At 68.3% G+C, this 13265-nt stretch carries 18 protein-coding genes; 13 read left to right on the forward strand and 5 right to left on the reverse strand.

Going from position 1 to position 13265, the window contains the following annotated elements; genetic code table 11:
- The first annotated feature begins 101 nt into the window (after window positions 1-101).
- From ABT342_RS15600 to katG, 4 genes are all read left to right on the forward strand, one after another.
- Window positions 102-503, forward strand: a complete 402-nt coding sequence (locus ABT342_RS15600) for an ABC transporter substrate-binding protein (protein ID WP_351572843.1) — start codon at window positions 102-104, stop codon at window positions 501-503.
- Window positions 500-1096: an ABC transporter substrate-binding protein gene (locus tag ABT342_RS15605; protein ID WP_502965550.1), complete on the forward strand. Its 597-nt coding sequence runs from the start codon at window positions 500-502 to the stop codon at window positions 1094-1096. Before ABT342_RS15600 ends, ABT342_RS15605 begins: the two co-directional genes overlap by 4 nt.
- Window positions 1097-1130: 34 nt before the next feature.
- Entirely contained in the window at window positions 1131-2258 is a 1128-nt protein-coding gene (locus tag ABT342_RS15610) for an aryl-sulfate sulfotransferase (protein ID WP_351572846.1), read from the forward strand.
- 470 nt (window positions 2259-2728) lie between these two features.
- Window positions 2729-4918: a catalase/peroxidase HPI gene (gene katG / locus ABT342_RS15615; protein ID WP_351572849.1), complete on the forward strand. Its 2190-nt coding sequence runs from the start codon at window positions 2729-2731 to the stop codon at window positions 4916-4918.
- A 167-nt stretch (window positions 4919-5085) separates the two neighbouring features.
- Here the strand turns inward: katG and ABT342_RS15620 are convergent, their stop codons facing one another.
- The 3 genes from ABT342_RS15620 to ABT342_RS15630 form a co-directional block, all read right to left on the reverse strand.
- Window positions 5086-5322 (reverse strand): CsbD family protein, encoded by a 237-nt coding sequence (locus ABT342_RS15620; RefSeq protein WP_351572852.1) that lies wholly within the window; start codon window positions 5320-5322, stop codon window positions 5086-5088.
- Between the two features lie 77 nt (window positions 5323-5399).
- On the reverse strand, window positions 5400-6317 hold the full coding sequence (locus tag ABT342_RS15625; protein WP_351572855.1) for an SRPBCC family protein: 918 nt from the start codon (window positions 6315-6317) through the stop codon (window positions 5400-5402).
- A gap of 4 nt (window positions 6318-6321) precedes the next feature.
- Window positions 6322-7230 carry a histone H1-like repetitive region-containing protein gene (locus ABT342_RS15630; protein ID WP_351572858.1) on the reverse strand — a complete coding sequence of 303 codons (909 nt, stop codon included), beginning with the start codon at window positions 7228-7230 and terminating at the stop codon, window positions 6322-6324.
- Window positions 7231-7376: 146 nt separating this feature from the next.
- Between ABT342_RS15630 and ABT342_RS15635 the strand changes: the two genes are divergently transcribed.
- Genes ABT342_RS15635 through ABT342_RS15670 form a run of 8 tightly spaced genes read left to right on the forward strand, consistent with a single transcriptional unit; the run spans window position 7377 to window position 11080 of the window.
- Entirely contained in the window at window positions 7377-7673 is a 297-nt protein-coding gene (locus tag ABT342_RS15635) for a gas vesicle protein GvpO (RefSeq protein WP_351572860.1), read from the forward strand.
- A 31-nt stretch (window positions 7674-7704) separates the two neighbouring features.
- Window positions 7705-8205, forward strand: coding sequence for a gas vesicle structural protein GvpA (locus tag ABT342_RS15640; protein WP_351572862.1), 501 nt, complete (start codon window positions 7705-7707; stop codon window positions 8203-8205).
- Between the two features lie 3 nt (window positions 8206-8208).
- Window positions 8209-8922, forward strand: a complete 714-nt coding sequence (locus ABT342_RS15645) for a GvpL/GvpF family gas vesicle protein (RefSeq protein WP_351572864.1) — start codon at window positions 8209-8211, stop codon at window positions 8920-8922.
- A gap of 11 nt (window positions 8923-8933) precedes the next feature.
- Window positions 8934-9191, forward strand: a complete 258-nt coding sequence (locus ABT342_RS15650) for a gas vesicle protein GvpG (protein ID WP_351572867.1) — start codon at window positions 8934-8936, stop codon at window positions 9189-9191.
- Entirely contained in the window at window positions 9184-9633 is a 450-nt protein-coding gene (locus ABT342_RS15655; protein WP_351572870.1) for a gas vesicle protein, read from the forward strand. The genes ABT342_RS15650 and ABT342_RS15655 overlap by 8 nt, the downstream gene beginning before the upstream one ends.
- Window positions 9626-10447 (forward strand): GvpL/GvpF family gas vesicle protein, encoded by an 822-nt coding sequence (locus ABT342_RS15660; protein WP_351572873.1) that lies wholly within the window; start codon window positions 9626-9628, stop codon window positions 10445-10447. The genes ABT342_RS15655 and ABT342_RS15660 overlap by 8 nt, the downstream gene beginning before the upstream one ends.
- Window positions 10444-10683, forward strand: coding sequence for a gas vesicle protein (locus ABT342_RS15665; protein ID WP_351572875.1), 240 nt, complete (start codon window positions 10444-10446; stop codon window positions 10681-10683). Before ABT342_RS15660 ends, ABT342_RS15665 begins: the two co-directional genes overlap by 4 nt.
- On the forward strand, window positions 10673-11080 hold the full coding sequence (locus ABT342_RS15670) for a gas vesicle protein K (RefSeq protein WP_351572878.1): 408 nt from the start codon (window positions 10673-10675) through the stop codon (window positions 11078-11080). Before ABT342_RS15665 ends, ABT342_RS15670 begins: the two co-directional genes overlap by 11 nt.
- 46 nt (window positions 11081-11126) lie before the next feature.
- On the opposite strand, the gene ABT342_RS15675 is transcribed toward ABT342_RS15670, so the two are convergent.
- Both ABT342_RS15675 and ABT342_RS15680 read right to left on the reverse strand, forming a co-directional pair.
- Window positions 11127-11615, reverse strand: a complete 489-nt coding sequence (locus ABT342_RS15675; RefSeq protein ID WP_502965551.1) for a CinA family protein — start codon at window positions 11613-11615, stop codon at window positions 11127-11129.
- Between the two features lie 193 nt (window positions 11616-11808).
- A complete protein-coding gene (locus ABT342_RS15680; protein ID WP_351572881.1) occupies window positions 11809-12201 on the reverse strand; it encodes a VOC family protein in 393 nt (130 codons plus the stop codon).
- Window positions 12202-12439: 238 nt separating this feature from the next.
- Between ABT342_RS15680 and ABT342_RS15685 the strand changes: the two genes are divergently transcribed.
- Window positions 12440-13255 carry a VOC family protein gene (locus tag ABT342_RS15685; RefSeq protein WP_351572884.1) on the forward strand — a complete coding sequence of 272 codons (816 nt, stop codon included), beginning with the start codon at window positions 12440-12442 and terminating at the stop codon, window positions 13253-13255.
- The last annotated feature ends 10 nt before the right edge of the window (window positions 13256-13265 follow it).

Genomic DNA, 13265 nt, shown 5'->3' on the forward strand with positions numbered 1-13265 from the left:
GCCACCACTGGGCTGGAACCCCACAGCCACACCCGGCATCCCTGGGTCTCCCGATCCTACGAGTGACCGGAAACAACCCACCAACAACGTAAGGACTCCCCATGCTCAGACCCCGCGCAGTGACCGCCCTGCTGATGGCGGCCCTGCTCTGCGCGCTCACCTCGGCCTGCGCCGGCGCCTCCGGCCCCGCTGGCGGCGGCCGCCCCGCCGTCTCCCTCGCCGCCAGCGACTACCTCGGCGGCGCGCCCGTCCACGTGGCCCAGGAGCGCGGGCTGTGGTCCGCCGAGGGCATCGATGCCACCGTGACCACCCAGCCCACCGGGCGGGACGCGCTGAACGCCGTGCTCGGTGGTCAGGCGCAGCTCGGCGTCGTGGGTGACCTGCCCGCGATCACCGCCGCACTGGGCGGGCGCGAGCTGCGGATCGTCGCCGACCTGTCCGGTTCTCCGACTGGCGCCTGCTCACCCGGACCGACCGGGGGATCACCGGGTTCGCCGCGCTGAAGGGCCGCAAGGTCGGCGTCCCGCAGGGCACGAACGTGGAGTACGCGCTGTCGCGGATGCTGGCTTCCGCACAACTGACCGCCACGGACGTGACCGTGGTCAACCTCGCTCCCAACCAGGTCACCGCGGCGCTGGCCCGAGGGGACATCGACGCCGGGGTCACCTTCCCCAGCTTCTACGACTCCACCCGCACCACCCTCGGCGACCGCTACGCCGAGGTCCCCTTCACCGGCTACACGGCCCGCACCCTGCTCGTCGCCGGCCCCAAGGCGACCGACGAGACCATCACGGCCGTACTCCGGGCGCTGCTGAAGGCCCAGCGTACGATCGCCGCCGACCCGGCCGCCGCGCGAAGCGCCGTACTCGCCCAGTCCAAGGGCGCGCTCCAGGCCGACTACGTCGCCGCCTTCCAGCCCCGATACGGCTACGGCGCGACCCTCTCGCCCGAACTGCTGGCCCAGTTGGAGCAGGAGGCCACCTGGGCGAAGGCGGCCCAGAGCCTGCCGGGCTCCGCCGACCGCGCCGCGCTGCTGCGGCATCTGCACCCCGCGCCCCTGACGGCCGTCGACCCGGCCGCCGTCACCGTCCGCTGATCCGCACCCGACACACCCGACACAGGAGATCCTCATGACCGTCGACCAGAACACCCTGCGCCGCCGCGGAGTCGGCCTGATCGCCCATGACCCCGCGCGCAGTTACGGCGGCTACACCCTCTACACGCCCATCACCAGCGCGGGCGAGATCCACCTCGTCGACATCGAGGGCCGGCCGGTCCACACCTGGAACTCCCCGCACCCGCCCGGCCGTCAGGCACAGCTGCTGCCGAACGGGAACCTCTTCTACGCGGCCAAGGACACCAGCAGTCCGACCCTCTTCCCCATCTGGGACGTCTACCACGGCGGCATCTTCCAGGAACTGGCCCCTGACTCCACGGTGATCCGCGAAGTCAGGCACCCCTTCCACCACCACGATGCCTCGCTGCTGCGCAACGGCAACCTCATCGTCACCGTCGTCGAACCCCTGGACCCGGCCGACGCGGCCCGGATCCGGGGCGGCATCCCCGGCTCCGAGGCGCCGGGCGGGGTGATCTACGGGGATGTGGTGTACGAGCTGACCTGGGACGGGGAGGAGGTGTGGCGCTGGGCCGCCATCGAGCACCTCGACCCGGAGGAGTTCCCGCTCAATCCTCACTTCGCCCGTGAGCACTGGCCCATGGCCAACACGGTCAACGAACGTGCCGACGGTTCGATCGTCGTGGGTTTCCGCAGCGCGTCCTCCACCGTGGCCATCGACCGCGCCGACGGGTCCGTGCTGTGGCACATCGGCCCCGACGTCCTGGCGCAGCAGCACCATCCGCACGAGCTGGCGGGCGGCAACATCCTGGTCTTCGACAACGGCACCTACCGCGACACGACCTCCGTGCCGTACTCACGGGTGCTGGAGCTGGATCCGCGTACCGGCAAGGAGGTGTGGTCCTACCAGGACAACCCGCCGCAGAACTTCTTCAGCCCGTACATGTCCAGCGCGCAGCGCCTTCCCAACGGCAACACCTTCATCGCCGAGGGCTCCTTCGGGCGGCTCTTCGAGGTGACCCCGGCGGGGACGTGGTCTGGGAGTTCGTGGTCCCGCAGTTCCGGTCCTTCGGTGACGGCGTGGGCCTGGAGTCCTCGACCGGCGCCCAGAACTCCGTCTTCCGCGCCTATCGGTACTCCGCCGACCAGTTCCCCTGGCTGTGAACGACAGCCTGGGCCTTGACTGAATAGAGCCCCGGGCGCAGCACGCACGACCACACGGACAGGATCCGCTAGCTACCCAGCGAGAGGGGCCGTGCGCACACGGTTCCCACCCGGAAGGTTGCGGTGCTCGGGACGGCGCGCCGATGGACCGGCCCGCTGCCCGAGCCTCCTGACTGACTGTGCCCGTTCGTCACCGATTGCGGGCCCCGATTCCGCTTCTCATCGGCGGGGCGGGGCGTGATGATAATAAAAAAAGCCACATCCTCTCACTTGGCTCAGAAGCCGAAAGAGCCGCCCGTCATTGAGCCGGAAACCATCCCCCGAAAAGACCTTGAGCTTCTGAGTTCTTGTTGCCAGGAGTGCTCTGCGTGTTCTCGTAGCGGTGCGGTCCGCGGTGCGCGACCATACGGACGCCGACACCGGCGCAGGCGCGATCGACGTCGAGAGCAAGCAGCAGAAGGAAACTCCGAGACAGAAAGAGGGACGGACGTGTCCGGCAGCGAAAGCGAGAACCCAGTAATCCCTTCCCCGACCCCCACGCCGACTCGCCCCAGGACGAACCGGGACTGGTGGCCGAATCAGCTGGACCTTCAGGTTCTCCAGCAGCAATCGCCTCGGTCCAATCCGCTGGGTGAGGACTTCGACTACGCGGAAGAGTTCAAGACCCTCGACGTCGACGCGCTGAAGCGGGACGTCTTCGAGCTGATGACGACATCGCAGGACTGGTGGCCTGCCGATTACGGCCACTACGGGCCGCTCTTCATCCGGATGAGCTGGCATGCCGCGGGAACGTACCGTATCGCCGACGGCCGGGGCGGTGGCGGATCCGGCGCCCAGCGCTTCGCCCCCCTCAACAGCTGGCCGGACAACGCGAGCCTCGACAAGGCGCGCCGTCTGCTCTGGCCGGTCAAGCAGAAATACGGCCGGAAAATCTCCTGGGCCGATCTTCTGGTCTTCGCCGGTAACTGTGCCATGGAATCGATGGGCTTCAAGACGTTCGGGTTCGGATTCGGGCGGGAGGACATCTGGGAGCCCGAGGAAATCTACTGGGGACCCGAGGACACCTGGCTCGGAGATGAGCGCTACAGCGGCGACAGGCAACTCACCGGTCCTTTCGGCGCCGTGCAGATGGGACTGATCTACGTCAATCCGGAGGGGCCCAACGGCACCCCGGATCCGATGGCTGCCGCCAAGGACATCCGCGAGACCTTCGGGCGTATGGCGATGAATGACGAGGAGACGGTCGCGCTCATCGTCGGCGGCCACACGTTCGGCAAGTGCCACGGTGCGGTCGACCCCTCGTACATCGGTCCGGAACCCGAGGCCTGCCCCCTCGAGCAGCAAGGCATCGGCTGGAGGAACACGTACGGAAGCGGCAAGGGCGTCGACACGCTCACCAGTGGACTCGAGGGCGCGTGGACCTCCGAGCCCACGAAGTGGGACAACGGGTACCTGGACAACCTGTACAGATACGACTGGGAGCTGACGACGAGCCCCGCCGGTGCCAAGCAGTGGACTCCCACGGATCCCTCGGCCAAGGGCACCGTTCGCGACGCTCATGATCCGTCGAAGAGCCACGCTCCCATGATGCTGACGACGGACCTCTCGCTGAAGCTGGATCCGGTCTACGGGCCGATCACGAAGCGCTTCCACGAGCACCCTGACGAGCTCGCCGTGGCATTCGCCAAGGCGTGGTACAAGCTGCTGCACCGCGACATGGGCCCAGCCTCGCGCTACCTCGGCCCGTGGATCCCCGAGCCGCAGCTGTGGCAGGACCCCGTCCCCAAAGTCGATCACGACCTCGTCACGGACGAGGACATCGCCGCGCTCAAGGACACGATCCTCGCCTCGGGGCTGTCCGTGTCCCAGCTGGTCAGCACCGCTTGGGCATCGGCGGCGAGCTTCCGCGGAACCGACAAGCGCGGCGGGGCGAACGGGGCACGGATCCGGCTCGCGCCGCAGAAGGACTGGGCGGTCAACGACCTGTCCGGGGTGGCCGAGGTGCTCCAGACCCTCGAGCGGATCCAGCAGGAATTCAACCGCTCACAGGCCGGCGGAACGAAGGTCTCACTCGCCGACCTGATCGTCCTGGGCGGGTGCGCGGGCGTCGAGCAGGCCGCGAGGAACGCCGGGCACGACATCACCGTCCCGTTCTCACCGGGCCGCACGGACGCCTCGCAGGAGCAGACGGACGTGGACTCGTTCGCCGTTCTCGAACCCAGGGCGGACGGGTTCCGCAACTACCTCCGGGCAGGAGAGAAGCTGTCGCCGGAGACACTCCTCCTGGACCGCGCCAGCCTGCTGACACTGACCGCCCCCGAGATGACGGTACTGATCGGCGGCATGCGGGCCCTGAACACCGGCTTCGGGCAATCCCGGCACGGCGTCTTCACCGACCGGCCGGAGGCGTTGACCACCGACTTCTTCATCAACCTGCTCGACATGGGAACGGAGTGGAAGGCGTCGGCTTCCGACGAGAACGTGTTCGAAGGCCGGGATGCGGCCACAGGCGAGGCCAAGTGGACCGCCACCGCCGTCGACCTCGTCTTCGGTTCGAACTCCCAGCTCCGAGCCGTCTCGGAGGTCTACGCGTCCAAGGACGCGGAAGAGAAGTTCGCGCGTGACTTCGTGGCAGCGTGGGACAAGGTGATGAACCTCGATCGGTTCGACCTCCGCTGAGCCCGATTTCCCGGGCCGAGCCCGATGTCCCGGTCGGCCGCTCATCGGCCGACCGGGACATCCCTGGTGTACATCCGCAGATGGTACGTCCGCAGATCATGCAGACAATTGGGCCCGGGTGAAGAAACACCTCCACCCGGACCCGTCTTTCCACAGGGGCGCTCGCCTCACGTGTGCTTGCGGGCTTTGCCCTTCATCTCTTCCGCCTTGCCCTTCATCTCCTCTGCCGTGCCGCGGACCTTGTCCTCTGCCTTCCCGGCCGCCTGGCGAGCCTTGCCCTCAATGCGGTCGCCCGTTCCCTTCAGGCGCATCTCGTCATCGCCCGTGATCTCTCCGGCCTTCTCCTTGGCCTTGCCTACGGTCTCCTGGGCCTTTCCTCGAATCTTCTTCCCCTGCGCAGCCACAGTGAATCAACTCCCTGATCGGTCGTGGCTTCTTCCGGATACTTCAGCAGTGACGTCGGCCGGTGACCCGAAAGGGTTCATTCTTCGTCCTCGTATTCCTCGTCCTCTTCCTCTTCCTCCTGCGCTTCCTCTCCGTCTGCCTCTTCCTCTTCTTCGGGCTCGTCTTCGTAGTCTTCTTCCACGTCCTCGCCGTACTCCCGCTCCTCCTCGTCCTCCAGCGCCTCTTCGTGTGTGCGGACGACTTCGCCGTCGCGGATCTCGCCGCGCCACCCTTCTACTTCCTCGTCGGCGAAGGTGACGTGACGCTGGAAGTTCTTGAAGTCCAGCCGCAGACGCCGGCCTTGAGCCCGCCAGAGGTTCCCCGTCTTCTCGAAGAAGCCCGAGGGGTAGTACTCGACGACGAGGACGATGCGCGTGAGATCGGGTGTCAACTCGTGGAAGGTGACGCAGCCGCGCGTGGTGCCCTTGGCACCCTCGGAGGTCCAGATGATCCGCTCGTCCGGCACCTGTTCCTGGACGGTGGCCTTCCAACCACGCGTCGAAGGGCCCACCTTCACCTTCCAGTCGCTGTGGGTCTCGTCCTCCTGGGAGACACTTCGGACGCCCTTGGCGAACCCGCTGAACGCCTCGAACTCCGTCCAGTGGTCGTACGCGGTTCGGACCGGCACCCCTACATCGAGAGCCTCGACGATGTTCATGGACTTACCACCGCCGGACTTCCGGCGTCCGCTGCCGCCGAAGAGTTCCTGAGCCTTGCCCAGGACGCTGTCCTTGACACCCTTGGCCTTGCTGCTGAGAACGGCTTTCATCACCCCACCGGGGAGCGAGCCGCCGTTCTCGGCGACATCGAGCAGTTGGTCGGTGAGGTCGCCCAGCTTGTCGCCGGCCTTGTCCGCGAGGTTCTCGATCTGGGCGCCGAGGTAGTCCGCGAGCTCGTCACGCAGCAGGTCCAGGCCCGAGGCTCCTCCGCCCGCGTCACGGTCTGTCTTGGCCATGGCCCTACCTCCGCCGCCCAGCCGCCTTCTTGGCGGTCGACTTCCGCGCGGCCGTCCTTGTGGCGGCTGTCTTCTTCGCAGGGGCCTTCCTCGCAGGGGCCTTCCTCGCAGTGGTCTTCCTCGTGGTGGCCTTCTTCGCGGGCGCCCTCTTCGCGGCGGCCTCCTTCGCAGGGGCCTTCTTGGCGGGGGCCTTCTTGGCAGCGGCCCTCTTCGCGGGCGCCCTCTTCTCGGTGGCCTTCTTCGCGGGAGGCTTCTTCTCGGTGGCCTTCTTCGCGGGAGGCTTCTTCGCGGCGGCCTTCTTCGCGGGCGCCCTCTTCACAGGGGCCTTCCTCGTTGCCGCCCTCTTGGCCGGCGCCCTCGCAGCCGTCTTCTTCCCTGCTCTTCTCGCGGGCGCTCGGCCGCGGCGCGGCGGCTTCTCCTCCTCCGGCTCTTCCTCTCCCTCTTCCTCTTCTTCCTCTTCTTCCTCTTCCTCCGGCTCTTCCTCCTCCTCCAGCTCCTCCTCTTCCTCCGCTTCCACCGGCTCTTCCTCCTCCGGTTCCTCTTCCTCTTCCTCCAGCTCTTCTTCTTCCTCCTCCGGTTCTTCCTCCTCCTCGTCCTTCTCTTCTCCGAGGCGGAGGGTGCGCTCATGGAGGGAGTCCGCGAGATCGGCGAGGCGACGGTCCGCCGCGGCGGCGAGGGCCTGGCGGCCCGCGTCCATCAGCTCGCCCCGTATCTGTTCGTTCAGCTCGGCAACCTGCGGTACGTCCTTGAGCTTGCGAAGGCCTTCCGTGGCGAGCTGCTGCGGATCGAGTCCGAAGCGTCGTCCCGCGATATAGCTGGCCACGGCGAAGGCGAGCCGGCCCTTCTTCGCGCGTCCCAGCACGTACCCACCCGCGACCGCCGCCGCGAGAGCGATCTTGGTTGTGTCGTTCATGAACTGATCCCTTCGCAAAGGGCGTTGAGAAAGGGATTTCATTGCACAGTGCGACTGCCCCCGCCGACGACAGATATGTCCCTATATGATGAGATTCTATGTTCGCGCGTGGAATATCGCGCCCGCTCCGGCACCGGAGAACGACCATGGCCCCAGCAGAACCTGCCAAGCGGCGGCGCCCCAAGGACAAGGCGGCATGGGCCATGCGCTCCGCGTCGCAGCAACTGGAGCAGTTGCTGGGACGACCGCCCGAGTCGGTCTCGGCGCTCAAGCCCGCCGATGACGGGTGGGAGGCCGTTGTCGAGGTCCTGGAGCTGGAGCGGGTCCCGGACACCACCAGCGTGATGGCCAGCTACCGAGTGACCCTGGACAAGGAGGGCGACCTGGTGGCTTACGAGCGGACACGTCGGTACACCCGAGGGCAGATCGACCGCAGGCCCTGAAAGCGGGCCCCGGCCGACGAAGGGAGGCACCATGACCATGGTGCCGCAAAGCGAAAGCAGCGTCTCCAGGGGCAGCGGTGGCGGCAACCTGTACGACGTCCTGGATCTCATCCTTGATCGCGGACTCGTCATCGATGTCTTCGTCCGCGTCTCACTCGTCGGGATCGAGCTTCTGAAGATCGATGCCCGCATCGTCGTGGCCAGCGTTGATACGTATCTGCGCTTTGCCGAAGCCTGCAACCGCCTCGATCTGGAGGCGGGCCGGAAGGCCCCCTCGCAGCTGACCGACATCGTCGGAGAGTCGGTCGAGAGCGGAGCCCGCGGCAAGTCCAAGGGCGCCCTCACCGGCGCCGTGGAGGCTGTGACCGACTCACTTACGGGCGGTGGCCGCAAGGGCGGCGAAGAGGCCGAGGAGGACGAGGAAGAGGCCGACACGGAGAGCGAGGGGCGGGAAAAGGAACCGGTGGAGAGGCGACGGCGCTCGACGACCCGGCGGACCTCCCGCCGCACGAGGGAACGCGAGAAGGAGTGAACCATGGCCGTGTACGTCTACTCCATCGCCGACAAGGAGCATCCGCTTCAGCTCGACGGCGTGGACGGCGTGGGAGACCCGCCCTCCCCACTGCGTACGGTGAACTCCGGGTCACTGACCGCGGTGGTCAGTGACGCACCCGAGGACCTGCGTCCCAAACGCCGCGACCTCACCGCACATCAGGAGGTCCAGAACCGCCTCATGACCCACGGCACCGTGCTTCCACTCAGGTTCGGCCTCACGGCGGCGGACGACGACGCCGTCCGGACCGTCCTCGAAGAACGTGCCGCCGAGTACACGGAACGGCTTCGGGCACTGGAGGACTGCACCGAGTACCACCTGAAGGTGCGGCAGGACGAAGAGGCACTCCTCCGCCAAGTCCTTGAGGAATCAAGCACGGCCCGGGAACTCAACAACACCATCCTCAAAGGCACGGCCGGCCCCGAGGCGCCTCTCGCGCTCGGCGAACTCGTCGCACAGGAGGTGCAGGCGCGCCAAGAGGCGCTGGCCGCGGGTGTCGTCGAGGCGCTCCGCCCCTTCAGCCGCGACACGGAGTCCTCCCAGCCGACCGGCGAGGACTTCCTCAGCGTCTCCTTTCTGGTGGCGCACGAGCAGGAGGAGTTGTTCCTCACCACGGAGTTGAGTGTCGCCAACCAGATGGGGGACGACTTCGAGTTCCGGCTCAACGGCCCGCTGCCCCCTTACAGCTTCGTCTGAAGGTGATTTCCATGGGCCTGTTCACTCAGCTCGCGACTCTCCCGCTGGCACCCGTACGCGGGGTCGCGTGGGTCGTGGAGCGCGTACTGGAAGCGGCCGAGGACGAGTACTACGACCCTGCGCCCATCCAGCGGGAGCTGGCGGAGCTCGAAGCGGAGCTGGTGGCGGGGCGCATCGACGAGGCGACTTTCGACCGGCGAGAGGACGAGCTGCTCGACCGGCTCGAGGAGATCAGGGAGTTCAGGCAGGAAGGTCGTCGCCGTGAGTGACCCGCTGGCCAGCCGGCTCGGCTCCTATCCCTCCCGTGCGGCACCGCCGTACGGCCAGGGCTCCTCCGCCAATCTGGCCGACATCCTGGAGCGCGTGCTCGACAAAGGCATCGTCATCGCGGGCGACATCCAGATCAACTTGCTCGACATCGAGCTGTTGACCATCAAACTCCGGTTGATCGTGGCCTCCGTGGACAAGGCGAAGGAAATGGGCATCGACTGGTGGGAACACGATCCCGCTCTGACGTCCCGGAGTCGCGGCGAGCGTTCGCTCGCCGAGGAGAACCGGCGGCTGCGGGCCGAGATCGACGCGCTGCGCAAGGGCGGGGCACTGCCCGAGGGCTCCCGGCGCCGTGAATCACTCACCGAGGAAGAGCCCGAGGGTGAGGGTGAGGCAGAGCCCAGGCCAACGCGTCGCACAAGGAAGTCGCGTGATGACTGACCGCATGACGTACGTGTACGCCGTGGCTCGTGCGGCCGACGGGCTGGAGGACGCCGTGGCCGGGCTCACCGGCGTCGACGGCACGCAGGTGCGTCTCCTGGCCGGTACGCACGACGAGGACGGCAGCCTGGTGCTCGTTGTCAGTGCGGTGCCGTCGCGGGATTTCCAGGAGGACGCTCTCAAACAGCACCTTGAGGACCTGGAGTGGCTGGAGTCGGTCGCCCGCGCCCACCACGGCGTGGTCGAGGCGGTGGCCGCCCGCACGACGGTGCTCCCCCTCCGCCTCGCGACGGTGTACCTCGACGACGACCGGGCGCGAAGCGTCCTGGACACGCGGCGCGTCACCTTCACGGAACGGCTTGCGCACCTGTCGGCACACGTCGAGTGGGGGGTCAAGATCTATGTGACGCCGTCGAACGCACCCGTCCCTGGCGAACTTACGCCTTCGGAGGAGCTCAGTCCCGGACGTGCCTATCTGCGGACCCGCAAGGCGCAGCGGAGTGTCCGTGACACGGCCTATCAGGCGGCGCAGACGGCTGCGGAGCGGGTCGAGACCGCGGGCCGCACATACGCTGCCGACCGCGCACGCCACCGGATACAGCAGGGCGAACTCGCCACCGCGCCGGGAGAGAACGTCATCAACGACGCCTACCTGGTGCCTCGCGACCGCGCCGAGGCCTTTCGGGCCGAAGTTAGCCGCGCCGCGGACGGACTCGACGGGGTACGGATCGAGGTCACCGGCCCCTGGGCGCCGTATTCCTTCGCCACTCCTCGGGAGACACCGGACGTTCCTGCGGAACGGGCGGGCCCGTGACGTCGTCCGAGCCGTCCCCGGTGGCCTCAAGGGGTACGGAGGCCTCAAGGGCGACGGAGCCACTGCCGAACCGCCAGGTCGCGCTCATCGACCTGCTGGACCGGCTGCTCAGCGGCGGTGTCGTCATCACCGGTGACGTCGTACTGTCCATCGCGGACATCGATCTTGTGCGCGTTTCGCTACGGGCCCTGATCGTCTCCATTCGTTCCTCACCGGGAAGCGGCGATGGGGACTAGCGAGGCAGAGGACAAGGCCCGCCGCCTCCAAGAGGTCGCCGACGCCGCCGAGCGCGCCTTCCGTCTGCTGCCCGCCGCCCCCGAGGAGCTTCCGCATCACGGGGCACGATCCCGCGCGCCCGCACACAGGATCAATTCCGATCCGGACACCGTGGAACGTGACCTGGTCAGGCTCGTCCTCACCCTCGTCGAGCTGTTGCGTCAGCTCATGGAGCGGCAAGCCCTTCACCGGGTCGACCAGGGAGACCTCACGGAGGAGCAGGAGGAACGTCTGGGTGCGACGCTGATGGTCCTCCACGACCGCATGAGCGCGCTGTGCGCCCAGTATGGGCTCAGGATGGAGGACCTGAATCTGGACCTCGGCCCCCTGGGCACACTTCTGCCGCCGGCCGACTGACCGTCCGCGGCGTGGACCGTGGCAATAACCTGTCACGGTCCGACGGTCACCCGTCACGGTCCGACGGCCGCAGACGGTCCCGCAGCAGTTCCAGCGCCGCGATCACCGCCGCCCGGCAGACGGCGTCCCGGTGCCGGTCACCGTCGGTGTGCGGTGCGCCGACGACCGTGTCGCCGAGTGGTCCGCACACGGCGACGAAGAGAGTGCCGACCTCTTGGCCGTCCTGGGTCGCGGGGCCCGCCACGCCTGTCGTGGCCAGCCCGTACGAGGCGCCCATCAGCCGGCGCACTCCCTGCGCCATCTGCCCGGCCACGTCCCGGTGCACGGCGCCCTCGGCGGTCAGCAGGCGCTCGTCGACGGCCAGCACCGACGCCTTCACCTCCGTCGCGTAGGCGACCACCCCACCACGGAAGGTCTCCGATGCGCCGGGTGCGTCGGCCAGCACCGCGCTGAGCCGTCCGGCGGTGAGGGACTCGGCGACCGCAAGGGTGTGTCCGGCGGCCGCCAGGGCACCGTGCAGCTGGCGGGCGAGCAGCTCTGCCCGGTCCAGTCCCGCGCGGTCGACAGCGTCGTCGTCGCCCGGACTCGATGTCTTCCGGTCCACACCCTCATGGTGCGCGCCGTTCGCAGCACACCGCCTGCCGGGCGCACGCGTACGGAACGAGCAGCCGTGGCGCGGCCGGCGAGCTCAACCGGGACTACCGCACTTCCGGCGCACGTCTCCACACTCACCGAGTCGACCGGGGGCGGGCACGCAGCAGGAAGGAGTGGCCGGCCGGATCGCGCATGAGGCGTGCTTCCTGCGGGGTTCCATGGTCCAGCACGTCCATCGGGGTGGCCCCGAGGCCCACCGCCTCGCGCTCGGCCTCGTCGAGGTCGGCGGAAGGCAGCAGAAACAGGAGATGCGCCTGCTGGGAGTCCTCCGGGCGCGGCCAGCTCGGGGGCGTGAGCCCCTGGTCGAGCCGGAACGCCAGCACCGGGCCGTCCGGCCCCGCGACTTCGATCAGGCCGGGATCCTCCATCGGCCGGACTTCGGCGCCGAGCAGCGCGGCGTAGAACTCCGCGAGTCGCACCGGTTCGGCACAGTCCAGCGCCAGAACCGCCTTCTTGGGAACCACCATTGCCCCTCCTGGTCGCCACCTGTCGAAATCTGCGGCTACCCCGGATGCCGGGCCTCATGCGGGCCCCGGCCACGGCCAACGGCACGGGGACCCCTGTCGCGCCCCGCTGGCACGCATGCACCGTTGGTGATCAGTCTCGGGGCAGGTTTACAGTAGGAAAGTCCCTCTCACCAGACGGGTCACAGCTGTGTCGACATCGAGTCATGCGGTATACGGCGCTCCGTGCTGGGTCACTCTCATGGCCCATGATCTCCATGGCGCGGAGGATTTCTACGGCGCCGTCCTGGGGTGGGATTTCCGGCCCACACGGCTCGGTGCGGAGTTCTCCGTCGGTCTCCTCGACGGAGCTCCGGTCGCCGGGATCGGTGCCCTCGCCGGCAGCCTGGCGATGCCCGTCGAGTGGACCCCCTACTTCGCCGTGGACGACGCCGACGCGACCGGAGCACGGATCCTCGAACGCAGCGCCACCGTCGCCGTCGGCCCGCTCAGGTTCGGCACCGGCCGGGCAGCCGTGGCGGCGGACCGGGACGGTGCCGTCTTCGGGATCTGGGAGGGGGCGTCCATCCCCGACTGGGACATCGGCCGGGACAAGACGCCCGCCTGGCTTGAGCTGCGTACCAGGGACGCCTTCGAGGCGGCCATCTTCTACGCCGAGGTCCTCGACTGGGCGTGCGAGCGGTCCGGCTGCTGCCAGGTGGCGTACGAGGACGACCACGTCGTCCTGCGCCGCCATGGGGACGCCGTCGCACGGATCACCGGCGGCGCCCTCGAGGCAGCTCCCGACTCTCGGGTACGGGCGCGCTGGCACGTGCACTTCTACGTCCCCGACATCGACCACGCCGTCGAGAAGGCCCTCGAACTCGGCGGCGCGGCCGCGTCCCGTCCTCCCGGGACGAACGGCTTCGCCCAGGAGGTCACCCTGCGCGACCCCGAGGGCGCGCTCTTCACGGTCTCCGCCCGCGTCGGTGGACGGGCCGCCGGCACGGACGGCCGACCGGTGGCCATGGATCCGGGGCTGGCGCGACACGGCGGATCGTCCGCCCAGATCGCCTGAGCGGAACGAG

Source organism: Streptomyces sp. NPDC000410 (genome assembly GCF_040300305.1).
GTDB lineage: Bacteria > Actinomycetota > Actinomycetes > Streptomycetales > Streptomycetaceae > Streptomyces.